The sequence below is a fragment of the Nocardia sp. SSK8 genome (assembly GCF_037034205.1).
In the GTDB taxonomy this organism is placed as follows: domain Bacteria; phylum Actinomycetota; class Actinomycetes; order Mycobacteriales; family Mycobacteriaceae; genus Nocardia.
The window spans coordinates 16233-29958 of sequence record NZ_JBAGKD010000013.1 but is presented as its reverse complement, the minus strand read 5'-3'; the positions used below and the strand labels follow the sequence as shown (position 1 = coordinate 29958).

The following is a 13726-nucleotide window of genomic DNA, read 5'->3' as shown; positions in this document are numbered from 1 at the left end:
CGTGCGCGCGATGGAAGTGGCGCTCGAGCTCGGCCTCCACACCATGATCGGGTCCCCGCAGCTATCGCTGACCTCATCCACTTCGTGCAGCGGACAGACGTGCCCGCCCTGGCGCATATCGCGCTCGCACACGCGCAATTCGAGACGATCCATCCCTTCACTGACGGTAACGGCAGAACCGGCCGCGCTCTCGTCCACGCGATGCTGAACAGTCGACGGCTGACCAGCCACGTCACCGTGCCGATCTCGGCTGGCCTGTTGGTGAATACCGGAAGTTACTTCGATGCCCTGACCCATTTCCGATCCGGCGACCCCGAACCGATCGTGCGCCAGTTCGTCGACGCGGCGTTCTATGCCATCGGCAGCGGGCGCCGACTTGTCGACGAGCTCAGATCTGTCCGTGCCGCTTACCAGGAACAGACCACCGCGCGCGCGGATTCCACGGCCTGGAAGCTGATCGATCGGCTCATGGCACAACCGGTGGTCAACAGCGGTTATGTCGTCGAGGCTTTCGGCATCAGTGGGGTCGCGGCACAGCGGGCCATCGATCGGCTGGTGGAATCCGGAGTGCTGCGCGAGGTGACACAGCGCGCTCGCAATCGAGTCTGGCAAGCCGACGGAATACTCACCGCCCTTGACGATTTCGCGGCGGGGATTCGCCGAGTACGCGGTTGAGCGACGCGCACGCGGTCGGATTCAGGTCGGTGGCAACCGGCGCCAGTTCCAGTCGACCCGGATGTCGATCGGCGCGTCGGCGGTGACCATTCGGGGTTGGGTGTTGAGGCCATCCGGCGGGCCGGACTGTGCCTCCACCGACAGCGATTCCTCCGGCAGCGTCCACACGACGACATCGGAAACCTGGCTCGTGATGGTGAACTCGAGGAACCCCGGCCAGGTGAGGCGGGCACGGACACCGTCGGGCATGGCGAAGCAGTCGTCCCACGGTGGCGGCATCGGCGGGATGTGGCGACCGGTAGGGAGGTAGTTCGTGCCGCGCTCATACTGCCAGTCGGGGTGGAAGTCGAGTTCGAGCGGGCCGGTGGCGGGCGCGAGTTCGCGCAGGAACCACGGATGCCAGCCGCCCTGCGCCGGGAACGGGTCGCCGTCGGTGGCGATGCGCATGGTCAGGGTGAGGCCGGTGTCGGTGAGCGCGAAGGTCTGGGTGACTGTGCCCGCGAACGGCCAGGGATCGCTGAGCCGGTGCAGCAGGGTGGCCGTGCGCTCGGTGGCGTCGACCACCACCCACGTGCCGTGGCGGGCCGTGCCGTGAATCGCGTGCGGCGGATGGTCGATCGGCATCGTGTAGGTGTGCGCTCCCACGGTGAACCGGCCGTAGCCGAGCCGCCCCGCCCACGGCGCCATGACGAAACTCCCGGTGCCCGGGTCCTGCCGGAGCAGTTCGGTGCCCGCCACGGTGAGGCTGTGCAGCGCGCCGCCGTCGCCGGGGGCGATGATCAGCGCCGCGTCGTCGGCCTGGAGGCGCACATCCTGGGCTGCCATGCCCGGAGACTAGCGGCGCGGCGGCGCACTCCGGCGCATCCCACGCCGGTGCTCAGGTGAACGGATACTGCCCGCCGCCCCCGCCGCCCCGCTGGTCCGGCGTCGCGACATCGATGATGTCTTGCACGAGCTCGACCAGCGCCCGGCCGACATCGAGCACACCGTTGCCGAGCGTGGAGAATTCCTGCGCGATGTAATGGAGCATCTCGTTCGTCCTCACGTCCGTGGAGCCGAATAGTGCACTCCCAGGGTGCCATACACCCCTGACACCGGCCGTAGATTCGTCCCCGTGCGACACAACACCACCTTCGAACCGGTCCCTGACCGGCGGGCTCGGTGGTCGGCCTCACCTGCTACCTGGACGCGCGACCCCGCGACGCCTCCCTGGAGATCGGCTTCACCGCCTACGCGCCGTCGGTCTGGGGGAGTGCGGTCAACCCCGACGCGAAGCTGCTGGTGCTCGGGTACGCGTTCGAGTCGCTGGGTGTGGGCCGGGTGCAGCTGAAGACCGATGTGCGCAACCAGCGCTCCCAGCGCGCCATCGCCCGGCTCGGCGCGGTCTACGAGGGCACCCTGCGACGCCACTTCCGGCGCGGGGACGGCACCGTGCGCGACAGCGTGCTGTTCTCGATCACCGCCGAGGACTGGCCGCGCGTACGGGCGCGGCTGCGGGACCGGCGGGCCCGCTGACGGGTCAGGCGGTGCCGAGGAAATTCAGGATGGCCAGCAGCAGTGGTGCGGCGATATCGAAGCCCATGCGGCCGAGGGCGAGGCCGGTGGTGGCCAGGGCCTCGTAGTTGTCGGACAGGACGCCCAGGATCTTGTCTTCGTTCATGGTGCCGCCTCTCGGTGTCGGAAGGTCAGTAGAGGAGATCGCGCAGGATCGGCGCGCCCATCTCGATGACGACCTTGGCGACGGTCAGGCTGAGATTGCCGAGCCCGATCACCACCGTGCCGATCAGGTCGTAGTTGTCCTGGGCGAACTGCTGCAATTCATGCATGGTGACCACTCCCTCGACCCCGACCGATTGGTAGCTGCTGTGACCAGCGTCTCACATCGCCGAGGAGTCGCCAAGGTCCGTCTCGCTGTCGCCGCAGGTGGCCGCCCATTTCGGGGGTCGCCGACCCGGCCGTGACCCCCGGTTATGAATGAGATTGCATCATCATGCATAATCATTTGCAGCAACGGCGCGAGCCGACCGGCGGCCGGAGCATTCATACTGCTCAGGGCAGCCCGTGCAGATGTACTACCAGACTTCGAGGAGCACAACAGACATGTCCGATCGCGTCGTACTCGCCTACTCCGGTGGGCTGGACACCTCCGTCGCCATCAGCTGGATCGCGAAGGAGACCGGTTCCGAGGTGGTGGCTGTGGCCATCGACCTCGGCCAGGGCGGCGAGGACATGAACGTGGTGCGCCAGCGCGCGCTGGACTGCGGCGCCGTGGAGGCCATCGTGGTCGACGCGCGCGACGAGTTCGCCGACGAGTACTGCCTGCCCACCATCCAGGCCAACGCCATGTACATGGGCCAGTACCCGCTGGTCTCGGCCATCAGCCGCCCGCTGATCGTCAAGCACCTCGTCGAGGCCGCCAAGTTCCACAACGCCACCACCGTCTCGCACGGCTGCACCGGCAAGGGCAACGACCAGGTCCGCTTCGAGGTCGGCATCGGCGCGCTGGCCCCCGACCTGAACGTGATCGCCCCGGTCCGCGACTACGCCTGGACCCGCGAGAAGGCCATCGCCTTCGCCGAGCAGAACAAGCTGCCGATCAACGTCACCAAGAAGTCGCCGTTCTCCATCGACCAGAACGTGTGGGGCCGCGCGGTCGAGACCGGCTTCCTCGAGGACCTGTGGAACGCGCCGACCAAGGACGTCTACGACTACACCGCCGACCCGACGGTGAACTTCGAGGCGCCCGACGAGGTCATCATCACCTTCGACAAGGGTGTGCCGGTCGCCATCGACGGCCGTCCCGTCAGCGTGCTGCAGGCCATCGAGGAGATGAACACCCGCGCCGGTCGCCAGGGCGTCGGCCGCCTCGACATGGTCGAGGACCGGCTCGTCGGCATCAAGAGCCGCGAGATCTACGAGGCGCCGGGCGCCATCGCGCTGATCACCGCGCACCAGGCCCTGGAGAACGTCACCATCGAGCGCGAGCTGGGCCGCTACAAGCGTCAGGTCGAGGCCCGCTGGGGCGAGCTGGCCTACGACGGCCTGTGGTTCTCCCCGCTCAAGCGCGCCCTGGACGCCTTCGTGCAGGACACCCAGCAGCACGTCTCCGGTGACATCCGGATGGTGCTGCACGGTGGTTCCGCCGTGGTCAACGGCCGTCGCTCCGAGCAGTCGCTCTACGACTTCAACCTGGCCACCTACGACGAGGGCGACACCTTCGACCAGTCGCTGGCCAAGGGCTTCGTGCAGATCCACGGCCTGTCCTCGAAGGTCGCCGCCCGTCGCGACCTGAACCAGAAGTAAGTAACAGCACGTCGTAGTCTCGACACCGGCCGGTCCCGTCACGGACCGGCCGGTGCCGTGCCCGGCCCTGCCCACCCGCCATCCCGACCGGAGGAGAACCCGATGACCCACAGCGGAACCAACGAAGGTGCCCTCTGGGGTGGGCGATTCGCGTCCGGCCCGGCCGAGGCGATGGCGGCGCTGAGCAAGTCGACCCACTTCGACTGGGCGCTGGCGCCCTACGACATCCGCGCGTCCAAGGCGCACGCCCGGGTGCTGCACAAGGCGGGGCTGCTCTCCGCATCGGACCTGTCCGGCATGCTCGCCGGGCTCGACGCGCTCGCCGCCGACGTGGCCTCCGGCGCCTTCGGGCCCGCCGAGTCCGACGAGGACGTGCACGGTGCGCTCGAGCGCGGTCTGATCGACCGGGTCGGCACCGAGCTCGGTGGCCGGTTGCGGGCGGGCCGCTCGCGCAACGACCAGGTGGCCACCCTGTTCCGCATGTGGCTGCGCGACGGCGTGCGCCGGATCGCCGCCGGGGTGCTCGATGTGGTCGACGCGCTCGTCGCCCAGGCCGCCGCCCACCCCGACGCCGTGATGCCGGGCAAGACCCACCTGCAGGCCGCCCAGCCGGTCCTGCTGGCCCACCACCTGCTGGCCCACGCGCACCCGCTGCTGCGCGACCTGGAACGCCTGCGCGACTTCGACAAGCGCGCCGCGGTCTCGCCCTACGGGTCGGGCGCGCTGGCCGGTTCCTCGCTGGGCCTCGACCCCGAGCAGATCGCCGCCGAACTGGACTTCACCGCCGCCGCGGCCAACTCCATCGACGCCACCTCCTCGCGCGACTTCGCCGCCGAGGCCGCCTTCGTGCTGGCCATGATCGGCGTCGACCTGAGCCGGATGGCCGAGGAGATCATCCTCTGGAGCACACCGGAATTCGGCTACCTCACCCTCGCCGACGCCTGGTCCACCGGCTCCTCGATCATGCCGCAGAAGAAGAACCCGGACGTCTCCGAACTGACCCGCGGCAAGGCCGGTCGCCTGATCGGCAACCTGACCGGCCTGCTGGCCACCCTCAAGGCGCAGCCGCTGGCCTACAACCGGGATCTGCAGGAGGACAAGGAACCCCTGTTCGACTCGGTCGCCCAGCTGGAACTGCTGCTGCCCGCCATCGCGGGCCTGGTCGGCACCCTCACCTTCCACACCGACCGGATGGCCGAACTCGCCCCCGCCGGTTTCACCCTCGCCACCGATATCGCGGAATGGATGGTGCGCCAGGGTGTTCCGTTCCGGGTGGCCCACGAGGCCGCCGGTGCGTGTGTGCGCGCCGCCGAGATCCGCGGCGTCGGCCTGGACGAGCTGACCGACGCGGAATTCGCCGCCGTCGACCCGGCCCTGACCGCCGGGGTGCGCGAAGTGCTCACCGTCGCGGGCTCGATCGCCTCGCGCAACGCCCGCGGCGGCACCGCCGGTGTCCGGGTGGCCGAACAGCTCGACGAGGTGCGCGCGTCCGCCGACGACGCCCGCGCCTGGCTGCGCTGACCCGATGACCCTGCTGTTCCTGGCGCTGGCCATCGCCACCGAGGTGACCGCGACCGTGTCGCTGAAACTCTCGGAGGGGTTCACCAAACTGGTGCCCTCGATCGTGGTGGTGATCGGCTACGCCCTGGCGTTCTTCTTCCTGGGCCAGGCACTGAAGCGGGGTATGGCGATCGGCGTGGCCTACGGCATCTGGTCGGCGGTCGGGGTGGCCGCCATCGCCGGGATCGGCGTGCTGTTCCTGGGCGAGCGGCTCACCCTGATCCAGGTCGGCGGCATCGGCCTGGTCATCCTGGGGGTCCTGGCGCTGGAACTCGGCGGCGCCCACTAGCTGTCAGGAACGCGCGGTCTTGGTGTATTCGAGCTTGGCGGGCCCCTCATCCGCCAGCTGATCCCCGAGGATCCAGCCGCAGGACTCGTAGAACGACCGGGCCCTGGCATTGTCCGGGAAGGTCTCCAGCCGGATGCTCGGGTACCGGGTGAAGAGTGTTTCCTCCGCGTGCCGGAGCAGCAGGCGCCCCAGCCCCCGACGGTGCTGATCCGGGTCGATCATCATCAGGTCGACCGTGGGGCCGTCGAGGATGGACAGACCGACGATTCGGTCGTCCTGATCGAGGCAGTACACGCGACCCTGCTCCAGATGACTCCGGACATGGTCGTCGGAAGCGCCGCTGTTGATGAACCAGTCCACGGCCTCGTCGCCGAGGAACCCGCGATAACAGGTGTCGATCGTGCGACGCGCGAGCGCCTGGAGCGCGCCGAGATCCTGCCCGGTCGCCGGGCGGATGGTGGGGCGGTGCTGTTCGGTCACGGTGATCCTGGTGTCGGCGGCGGTTGGCGGAACTCCCGAACTCTAGCGCTCGGCCGTTCCGCGATCGAGGAACGGCGGGTGTTCACAGCTCCGCGCGGACGCGGAAGCCTGCGTCGCGCAGGGCGTCGAGGACCTCGTCGCGGTGCGTGGGGCCGCGGGTCTCGGCGGTGAGGGAGACCTCGACCTCGTCGACGGCCAGCCACCTGCCGGTGCGGGAGTGGACGATATCGACCACGCTCGCGCCCGCGCGGCCGACCACGCCGAGCAGGGTCGACAGCGCGCCGGGCCGGTCGGCGATGGTGACGCGCATGGCCAGGTAGCGGCCCGCCGCGCTGAGGCCGTGGCCGATCACCCGGGTGAGCAGCAGCGGGTCGATATTGCCGCCGGACAGGATCGCCACCACCGGGCCCGGCAGGTCGCGCAGGGTGGGGGAGAGCAGGGCGGCCACCCCGGCCGCGCCCGCGGGCTCGACGATGAGCTTGGCGCGTTCCAGGCACAGCAGCAGCGCCTTCGACAGCGCGTCCTCGTCGACGGTGACGATCTCGGTCACCAGGTCGAGCACGTGCGCGAACGGCACTGCGCCCGGCAGGCCGACCGCGATCCCGTCCGCCATCGTCGCCATCCGCGCCGCCCGCACCGGGACCCCCGCGGCCAGCGAATCCGGCCAGGCCGCCGCCTCCGCCGCCTGCACCCCGATCACCCGCACGTGCGGGGCCAGCGCGTGCAGGGCGACCGCCACCCCGGCCAGCAGCCCACCGCCGCCGGTCGGCACGACCACCGTGCCCACCTCGGGCACCTGCTCGAGGATCTCGAGCGCGACGGTGGCCTGCCCGGCGACGATATCGGGATGGTCGAACGGATGGATCAGCGTCGCCCCGGTGCGCTCGGCGAATTCCTGTGCGGCGAGCAGGGATTCGTCGATGGTGTCCCCGATCTGATGCACCTCGGCACCGTAGGCGCGCGTCGCCGTCAGCTTCGGCAGCGAGGCGCCGATCGGCATGAACACCGTCGAGGTGATTCCCAGCTCCGCCGCCGCCCACGCCACCCCCTGCGCGTGATTGCCCGCCGACGCGGCCACCACGCCGCGCGCCCGCTCGGCCGCGGCCAGGTGCGCGATCCGGTGGTAGGCGCCGCGCGGCTTGAACGACCCGGTCCGCTGCAGGTTCTCGCACTTGAGCAGCACCGGCGAGCCCGCCCGGTCCGACAGCACCCGCGAGGCCACGGTCGGCGTCCGCCGGATGACCGGCGCCAGCAGCGCCGCGGCAGCTTCGATCCGCTCCAGCCCGACGGTCTCCATGCGCCTCATCGTGCCAGCTCACGCCCCGCGCGGGTGATCACCACACGCGGGTCAGCGACGCTGGTCGGCCTTGGCGATATTGTGGGCCACCGTGCCCAGCCGGGTGAGCCGGGCGTCACCGAGCGGGGTGAGCTTGCCGCCGAGCCGGTTGGTGACGAAGGCCAGCGACAGCCCGGTCTCCGGATCGGCGAACGCCCCCGAGCCGCCGAGCCCGAAGTGGCCGAAGGCCGAGATCGGGTCGGCCTTGGACGGTTTCATCGGGACCCCGTGGAAGCCCAGCGCCCACGGAATCCGGAAGGCCAGCACGTAATCGGGGGTGAAGACCTGGCGGGCGCTGAACCGGCGGATCGACTCCGGGTCCAGGATCCGGGTGCCGCCGAGCTCGCCGCCACCGGCCAGCGCGGCGTAGAGACGGGCCAGGGCCCGCGCGGAGAACACCCCGTTCACGCCCGGCATCACCGAATCGTGCACGCGCGGGTCGACGATGAGGTCGGCGAAACCACGCGGGGTGGTCTCGGCGGCGGCCGCGAACCGGGTGCGGGTGAGCAGATCCGAGCCGGTATCCCAGTTCATGCCCGCCGCGCGCAGCCGCGGGAAGGTGGTGGCGATGCGGTGCCGCTGCTCGGCGGGCACCCGGAACCAGAGTTCCTCGGCGCCCAGCGGCTCGGCCAGCTCGGTGCGCACCACCTCGGTGAACTCACGCCCGGTCACCCGGTGCGCCAGCTCGGCGGCCAGGTGGCCGTAGCTGATGCCGTGGTAGCCACTGGTGCTGCGATGCCGGGGATCGGGCGTGGCGGCGGCCAGCGCCGCGGTGACGGCCGCGTCGTCGAAGAACGACTCCGCCGGACCGGGCAGCAGGCCGCGCAACCGGTGCAGCCCGGCCCGGTGGGTGAGCACATCGCGCACCGTGATGTGGGATTTGCCCGCCGCCGCGAACTCCGGCCAGTACTCGGCCACGGCGGTGTCGTAGCCGATCAGCCCGCGCTCGGCGAGCTGGTGGATCACCGTGGAGGCCACGCCTTTTCCGGTGGAGAACCCCAGCGCGACCGTCTCCGCCGTCCACGGCACCCCCGGGCTCGCGTATCCCGCCCAGACGTCGACCACCGGTTCCCCGTGCAGATACACGCACAGCGCGCCGCCACCGTGCGCGGGCGTACGGAACAGCCGATCGAAGATGGCCACCAACCGGACGAAACGTCGATCCACCGACTGCGTTGTCGAATCTCCCATGATCCGAGCATGCCACCACACCTGGACGACCGGCCGGTTCGGTGATCACTTACCGGCCGGTCGGTGTGGGTAGCGGGTCAGCCGCGGACGGACTCGGCGGTCAGGGCGTCGAGTACCGCGTCGAGGTCGTCGACGTCGACGACGAGCCGGGTGAAATCGGGGCCGTCGAGGTCGATGCGGACCGCGTGGCCGGTGAATGTGGTGTCCCAGAACTCTTTCCGGCCCTTGCCCCGGTAGACGCCCGCGGCGATCACGCCGGGGATGAAGGTGCCGGGCGCACGGACCCACGGCGGGCGCAGGTCCACCTCGGCGGTGGTGATCTCGGTGATCGCGGCGCGATCGATCACCACCTGCTGGCGCAGGGCGAGGAGGCGATGCCCACCGAGCACATGGACCGTCACCGTGTCGTCATCGATCTCGACCTCGACCATCGCTACCTCACTCACCTCTGCGGAACCTTTCCCGGTCCAGAATGGGCGCGCGGCCTGGTCGGCGACTGTGGCGATCCTGTGATTTGGCCAAGGAACGCCAAGACATCGGCAGATATAGATATGCGCATCTATCCGATGTGCCTCCTCGAGGGGCGATCGTCGGGGTGTGGGGAAGAAATGCTGGGGAGGGAAGGGGGTCAGCGGGCCCGGTGGGCCGCGTCGGCGATCTCGAGGACCTGGGCCAGCCACGGAGTGTATTTGCCGGGCTGCTCGGCGAGGTCGGCGCGCAGATCGCGCGGGGCGATCCAGGCCCAGTCGCCGATCTCGGCGGGGTCGGGGCGTGGCGGCTGCTCGCCCGCGTCACCGATCAGCACGTGGTCGTACTCGTGTTCCACGCGGCCGGTGGTCGCGTCCCCGGCGTGGTAGCGGAAGGTGCCGACCTCGGTGAGCTCGGCGGCCAGGCCGAACTCCTCGTCCAGGCGGACCGCGGCGGCCTCGGCCACCGGCTGACCGGGCAGCGGATGCCCGCAGCAGGTATTGGCCCACTGCCGGGGGAAACGGGTCTTCACCCCGGCCCGCTGCTGGATCAGCACCCGGCCCGCCCGGTCGAACAGCAGCACCGAGAAGGCCCGGTGGAGCGTGCCCGGTGGCCGATGCGCATCGGCCACCGAGCACGCTCCGATCGCAGCTCCGGAATCGTCGACCAGCTCCACGGGCAGGGCTTCGCGGGTGGTCGACGGGTCGGCGAGCTGTTCGGTCACCTGGCCACCTTATCGGCGACGATCATCAGGTACTGGAAGCTCCCCTCGCGGTAGGCGGTGAGGAAGGGCTGCTCCACGCCGGTGGCGAGCTCGGAGTGGGTGCGCAGATCCCAGTACGGGATGGTGTCGGGGGTCAGGTCCACCACGGTGGTGGGGATCAGGCCGTTGTCGGCCAGGGCACGGAAGTACTCGCTGCGCGGGTGGATCATGCAGCCGTAGTGCGCGTCGATCCAGCTGACCGAGGCCGAGCGGCCCCCGGTGACATCGTTGGAGCAGCCGGTGATGCACACGTACCGGCCGCCGGGCTCGAGCAGCCGGGCGAACTCGGCGTAGAGGTCGAACAGGTCGACGTACATGGTGGTCTCGTTGGTCCAGATCCCGCGCACCGACTCGTCGGCGAAGCCGGTGTCGAGCATATTGCGGAAGTGGAAGTTGACCTTGTCGGTGACGCCCCGGCTCGCGGCCTGCTCGTTGGCGAAGCCCACCTGGTACTCCGAGATGGAGACCCCGTCGACCTGGCAGCCGAAGCGATCGGCGGCCATGAAGCTGGTGCCGCCGCGCCCGGACCCGCCGTCGACCAGCCGGTCGTGCGGCTGGATCGCGCCGAGGTGGTCGAGCAGGTAGTCGGCCTGGGCGGTTTCCAGGCGGTGCAGTTCGCGCACGATGCGGTCCTGCCGGGTCTGCTCCGGGCCCTCGATGACCGACCAGTCCGGCTCGCCGATGCCGTAGTGGTGGTGGTAGAGACCGTCGACCTCGCCGAGCTTGGTGTTGACCCGGTCGTCGTTGGGGTTGTCGTTCCAGTATGCCGCGACCGAGCGCTGGTAGGTGGTGCGCAGGACAGTGTCGGTGCGGGGGTTCGCGATGGTCATCGGTCGTCCTCTCCAGGTGCGATGTCGTGATAGCGGCGGCTGCCCGCGTGCCAGGCGCGGTTGCCGCCCATCCAGGCCCACAGCCCGGCCAGGAAGCGGCGCAGCTCGGGGGAGCCGGTGGCGGCGAGCGGGGCCGCTTCCCGTTCGAAACGGTGCATCAGTTCGTCGTGGATCTGCGCGGTCCGCAGCACCGCGTCCGCGCGCGTGCAGTTCTCCTCGGCGGCGAGCACGGTCGGCAGATTGAACTCCCTGCCGTCCGAAAGATCCTCGCGCGCCATCGAATACAGGTCGTTCACCATCTGGGCGGCCAGCGCGGCGGTGGTGACGACCCGCCGCACCGCCGGATCGGTGTACCCGGCGGCGGAGAGCTCGTAGCCGCCGACCACGTCGATCGGGGCCATGCACGGCAGGAAGCTGTGCGGTTGCCGGTTGGTCAGGTACTCCCAGACCGGGGGCATACGGCCCGCCGCACGCCAGCCCGCCTCGGCGCCGAGCGCGATGAACCAGCCCGCGATCTCGGTGCGCAGCCGGGCCAGCTGCGCCGAGCTGGAATAGCCCGCCAGATGGGCGAACGAGGTCCGGAACGCGCGCAGGATCGGGTCGGCCTGCATGGCCAGTTCGAGCCGGGGCGCGTAGCGGGCGGGCAGGTGGGCCGGGTCCATGGCGGCCGCGGCGAGTTCGAGCCGGGGCCCGAGTTCGGCGGCGGCGCTGGACGGGGTGCCGTCGGGTGCGGTGTCGCCAGGGGCGTCCTCCTCGCAGTAGTAGTCGTCGACCGACCATTCGGCGACCGCGCAGCGCGCGGCGGCCAGCAGCAGATCGGGGTCGTCGCAATCGGGATGGGCGAGCATGATGAGCCTGCCGAAATCGGCCTTGCGCAGGTCGTCGAGCCTGCCCTCGTAGAGACCGATCTCGGCGGCCCAGGCCAGCAGGCCGACGTTCACGGCCTCGGCGAGCGCCGGGTCGTCACGTTCGGGCGGCGGACAGTACAGCGCCGGAATCTTTTGTGGCGCCGTGGGTTTCGGTTCGGCGACGGTCGCGCCGAGCCCGACGGGGCGTAAGCCGCTGGTGCCGAGCCCGGTCGGTCCCGGGAGCCGGAAGGGGGCGGGGGAGGTGGGCGTCGGCGCCGGGATCCGCTGCGGCACAACGGATGCCGACCTGCCGAGCCGGGGGAACAACTCGGCCGGGGCCGTGGCGTCGTGCAGCAGCGCCGCGACCGTGGCGGCGAGCTCGGTGCCCGTGTGCGGGGCCGCCGCCCGGGTGAGGAGGGACACGGCGGTCGCCGATCAATCGGCCCGGCGCGCGACGAGCACGTCGTCGAGTACGCCGAGCGCGTCGGGGACCAGGACCGCGGCCGAGTAGTAGCAGCTCACCAGGTACGACATGATCGACTGGTCGTCGATCTGCTTGAACCGCACGTTCAGGCTGGGCTCGTACTCGTCGGGGATGCCGGTCTGGTGCAGGCCGACCACGCCCTGGTCCTTCTCGCCGATGCGCATGGCCATGATCGAGGTGGTCTGGGTGCCGCTGACCGGGATCTTGCCGCACGGCAGGATCGGCACCCCGCGCCAGGCGGGCACCCGCGAGCCCTGGTACTCCACCGGGTCGGGGTAGAGGCCGCGGCGCGAGCACTCGCGACCGAACGCCGCGATCGCCTTGGGATGCGCGAGGAAGAACTTGGTGCCGCGGCGCATGCTGAGCAGCTCGTCCATGTCGTCCGGGGTCGGCGCGCCGGATTCGGTGGTGATGCGCTGCTTGAGATCGCAGTTGTGCAGCAGGCCGAATTCCGGATTGTTCACCAGGTCGTATTCGCGGCGCTCGTAGAGGGCCTCGACGGTCAGCCGCAGCTGCTGGTCGATCTGGTTCATCGGGTCGTTGAACAGATCGGCCACCCTGGTGTGGATGCGCAGCACGCTCTGGGCGAGGCTGAGTTCGTACTCGCGGGGGCTCGCGTCGTAGTCGACGAAGGTGCCCTCGAGCAGGGGTTCCCCGGAGTGGCCGGAGGCGATCTCGATATCGGCCTCACCCTTGGAGTTCTGTGTTCGCGGGGTCGTCCGGGCGTCGTCGGAGCGAATGGCGGCCAGTTCGGGATTGTTGTCCAGGAATTGTTCGAAGGCGGCCCTGGGCAGACAGAGAACGGTGGTTCTGGTCACCGTTTTGACGGTGTCCGGCCAGATCGCGGACGGGTCGGTGAGCATGTCCTCGCCGTAGTAGTCACCACCGGAGAGCATGCCGAGTTTGGTCGATTCGCCGTATTCCCCGGAACCGATCCTGGCGAGTTTTCCGTGCACCACCAGGACGACCTGGTCCATCGGATTCCCGAATTCGGCGACGACATGACCGGGATCCAGATCGTATTGCACGAACAATTCGGCCAGCGGGCGCAACAGCTGGTCGTCGTCGATATCGTGCAGCGCGGGCAGTTCGCGCAATTCCTGCGGAATGACCCGGGCCCGGGAACCGTCGACGACGAATTCGACTTCGCCGTTGCCGACGGTATGGGTGAGCCTTCGGTTGACGCGGTAGATACCGCCCGCGACCTGCACCCACGGCAGCGCGCGGGACAGCCAGCGCGAGCTGATGCCCTGCATCTGCGGCTCGGATTTGGTGGTGTGCGCCAGCTGATGAGCGGCGGTGGTACTGAGGCTCTTGCGGACGGAATTGTCTGTGGGCAGCGGCATTTCGATGGTCATGAAGATCCTCACCTCGGGACGGAAATCGGCACGGCCGATCGGCCTGCGTGGCGCGACGATGCGCCGACAGGCTGGGGGTGGGCAACGATGCGAATCGAGAATGGTCCTGCGCGGATCGAACCGGGCGTGTGAAACGGTACT

The 13726-nt window shown here is 69.8% G+C and carries 17 protein-coding genes and 1 pseudogene; 6 read left to right on the top strand and 12 right to left on the bottom strand.

Annotated elements, in window-relative coordinates; genetic code table 11:
* Window positions 1-60: 60 nt before the first annotated feature.
* Window positions 61-147: pseudogene (locus WA675_RS22105) on the top strand (hypothetical protein); the annotation flags it as partial.
* A gap of 54 nt (window positions 148-201) precedes the next feature.
* Window positions 202-675 (top strand): helix-turn-helix domain-containing protein, encoded by a 474-nt coding sequence (locus WA675_RS22100; RefSeq protein ID WP_336086928.1) that lies wholly within the window; start codon window positions 202-204, stop codon window positions 673-675.
* A 21-nt stretch (window positions 676-696) separates the two neighbouring features.
* Here WA675_RS22100 and WA675_RS22095 read toward each other — a convergent pair whose 3' ends face one another.
* Both WA675_RS22095 and WA675_RS22090 read right to left on the bottom strand, forming a co-directional pair.
* The gene (locus WA675_RS22095; RefSeq protein ID WP_336086756.1) at window positions 697-1500 is read right to left on the bottom strand and encodes an aldose epimerase family protein; all 804 of its coding nucleotides are present in this window, start codon (window positions 1498-1500) and stop codon (window positions 697-699) included.
* Window positions 1501-1552: 52 nt separating this feature from the next.
* The gene (locus WA675_RS22090) at window positions 1553-1705 is read right to left on the bottom strand and encodes a hypothetical protein (RefSeq protein ID WP_336086755.1); all 153 of its coding nucleotides are present in this window, start codon (window positions 1703-1705) and stop codon (window positions 1553-1555) included.
* Window positions 1706-1836: 131 nt separating this feature from the next.
* Between WA675_RS22090 and WA675_RS22085 the strand changes: the two genes are divergently transcribed.
* The gene (locus WA675_RS22085) at window positions 1837-2190 is read left to right on the top strand and encodes a GNAT family N-acetyltransferase (protein ID WP_336086754.1); all 354 of its coding nucleotides are present in this window, start codon (window positions 1837-1839) and stop codon (window positions 2188-2190) included.
* A gap of 4 nt (window positions 2191-2194) precedes the next feature.
* Here the strand turns inward: WA675_RS22085 and WA675_RS22080 are convergent, their stop codons facing one another.
* Together WA675_RS22080 and WA675_RS22075 are read right to left on the bottom strand one after the other, a co-directional pair.
* Entirely contained in the window at window positions 2195-2335 is a 141-nt protein-coding gene (locus WA675_RS22080) for a hypothetical protein (protein WP_336086752.1), read from the bottom strand.
* Between the two features lie 25 nt (window positions 2336-2360).
* Window positions 2361-2501, bottom strand: coding sequence for a hypothetical protein (locus WA675_RS22075; protein WP_336086750.1), 141 nt, complete (start codon window positions 2499-2501; stop codon window positions 2361-2363).
* A gap of 274 nt (window positions 2502-2775) precedes the next feature.
* On the opposite strand from WA675_RS22075, the gene WA675_RS22070 reads away from it, so the two are divergent.
* The 3 genes from WA675_RS22070 to WA675_RS22060 all read left to right on the top strand — a co-directional run bounded on the left by WA675_RS22070 (window position 2776) and on the right by WA675_RS22060 (window position 5827).
* Window positions 2776-3978 (top strand): argininosuccinate synthase, encoded by a 1203-nt coding sequence (locus WA675_RS22070; RefSeq protein WP_336086749.1) that lies wholly within the window; start codon window positions 2776-2778, stop codon window positions 3976-3978.
* Window positions 3979-4080: 102 nt separating this feature from the next.
* Window positions 4081-5499, top strand: coding sequence for an argininosuccinate lyase (gene argH / locus WA675_RS22065; protein ID WP_336086747.1), 1419 nt, complete (start codon window positions 4081-4083; stop codon window positions 5497-5499).
* A gap of 4 nt (window positions 5500-5503) precedes the next feature.
* Window positions 5504-5827 (top strand): DMT family transporter, encoded by a 324-nt coding sequence (locus tag WA675_RS22060; RefSeq protein WP_336086745.1) that lies wholly within the window; start codon window positions 5504-5506, stop codon window positions 5825-5827.
* Between the two features lie 3 nt (window positions 5828-5830).
* On the opposite strand, the gene WA675_RS22055 is transcribed toward WA675_RS22060, so the two are convergent.
* The 8 genes from WA675_RS22055 to WA675_RS22020 all read right to left on the bottom strand — a co-directional run bounded on the left by WA675_RS22055 (window position 5831) and on the right by WA675_RS22020 (window position 13585).
* The gene (locus WA675_RS22055; protein ID WP_336086744.1) at window positions 5831-6307 is read right to left on the bottom strand and encodes a GNAT family N-acetyltransferase; all 477 of its coding nucleotides are present in this window, start codon (window positions 6305-6307) and stop codon (window positions 5831-5833) included.
* Window positions 6308-6389: 82 nt separating this feature from the next.
* On the bottom strand, window positions 6390-7613 hold the full coding sequence (gene ilvA / locus WA675_RS22050) for a threonine ammonia-lyase (RefSeq protein WP_336086743.1): 1224 nt from the start codon (window positions 7611-7613) through the stop codon (window positions 6390-6392).
* A gap of 42 nt (window positions 7614-7655) precedes the next feature.
* Window positions 7656-8834 (bottom strand): serine hydrolase domain-containing protein, encoded by a 1179-nt coding sequence (locus WA675_RS22045; RefSeq protein ID WP_336086742.1) that lies wholly within the window; start codon window positions 8832-8834, stop codon window positions 7656-7658.
* 77 nt (window positions 8835-8911) lie between these two features.
* Complete coding sequence (locus WA675_RS22040; RefSeq protein WP_336086740.1) at window positions 8912-9280, bottom strand: hypothetical protein; 369 nt, start codon at window positions 9278-9280, stop codon at window positions 8912-8914.
* A gap of 182 nt (window positions 9281-9462) precedes the next feature.
* A complete protein-coding gene (gene idi / locus WA675_RS22035; RefSeq protein ID WP_336086739.1) occupies window positions 9463-10026 on the bottom strand; it encodes an isopentenyl-diphosphate Delta-isomerase in 564 nt (187 codons plus the stop codon).
* Window positions 10023-10895 (bottom strand): geranyl diphosphate 2-C-methyltransferase, encoded by an 873-nt coding sequence (locus WA675_RS22030; protein ID WP_336086738.1) that lies wholly within the window; start codon window positions 10893-10895, stop codon window positions 10023-10025. The genes idi and WA675_RS22030 overlap by 4 nt, the downstream gene beginning before the upstream one ends.
* A complete protein-coding gene (locus WA675_RS22025; protein ID WP_336086737.1) occupies window positions 10892-12166 on the bottom strand; it encodes a family 2 encapsulin nanocompartment cargo protein terpene cyclase in 1275 nt (424 codons plus the stop codon). The genes WA675_RS22030 and WA675_RS22025 overlap by 4 nt, the downstream gene beginning before the upstream one ends.
* Window positions 12167-12178: 12 nt before the next feature.
* Entirely contained in the window at window positions 12179-13585 is a 1407-nt protein-coding gene (locus WA675_RS22020; RefSeq protein WP_336086736.1) for a family 2B encapsulin nanocompartment shell protein, read from the bottom strand.
* Between the last annotated feature and the right edge of the window lie 141 nt (window positions 13586-13726).

Bases quoted from the DNA above. Each gene is read 5' to 3' on its own strand.
- WA675_RS22100 (WP_336086928.1), top strand. From the start codon at position 202: ATGCTGAACAGTCGACGGCTGACCAGCCACGTCACCGTGCCGATCTCG.
- WA675_RS22095 (WP_336086756.1), bottom strand. From the start codon at position 1,500: ATGGCAGCCCAGGATGTGCGCCTCCAGGCCGACGACGCGGCGCTGATC.
- WA675_RS22090 (WP_336086755.1), bottom strand. From the start codon at position 1,705: ATGCTCCATTACATCGCGCAGGAATTCTCCACGCTCGGCAACGGTGTG.
- WA675_RS22080 (WP_336086752.1), bottom strand. From the start codon at position 2,335: ATGAACGAAGACAAGATCCTGGGCGTCCTGTCCGACAACTACGAGGCC.
- WA675_RS22075 (WP_336086750.1), bottom strand. From the start codon at position 2,501: ATGCATGAATTGCAGCAGTTCGCCCAGGACAACTACGACCTGATCGGC.
- WA675_RS22070 (WP_336086749.1), top strand. From the start codon at position 2,776: ATGTCCGATCGCGTCGTACTCGCCTACTCCGGTGGGCTGGACACCTCC.
- argH (WP_336086747.1), top strand. From the start codon at position 4,081: ATGACCCACAGCGGAACCAACGAAGGTGCCCTCTGGGGTGGGCGATTC.
- WA675_RS22060 (WP_336086745.1), top strand. From the start codon at position 5,504: ATGACCCTGCTGTTCCTGGCGCTGGCCATCGCCACCGAGGTGACCGCG.
- ilvA (WP_336086743.1), bottom strand. From the start codon at position 7,613: ATGAGGCGCATGGAGACCGTCGGGCTGGAGCGGATCGAAGCTGCCGCG.
- WA675_RS22045 (WP_336086742.1), bottom strand. From the start codon at position 8,834: ATGGGAGATTCGACAACGCAGTCGGTGGATCGACGTTTCGTCCGGTTG.
- WA675_RS22030 (WP_336086738.1), bottom strand. From the start codon at position 10,895: ATGACCATCGCGAACCCCCGCACCGACACTGTCCTGCGCACCACCTAC.
- WA675_RS22020 (WP_336086736.1), bottom strand. From the start codon at position 13,585: ATGACCATCGAAATGCCGCTGCCCACAGACAATTCCGTCCGCAAGAGC.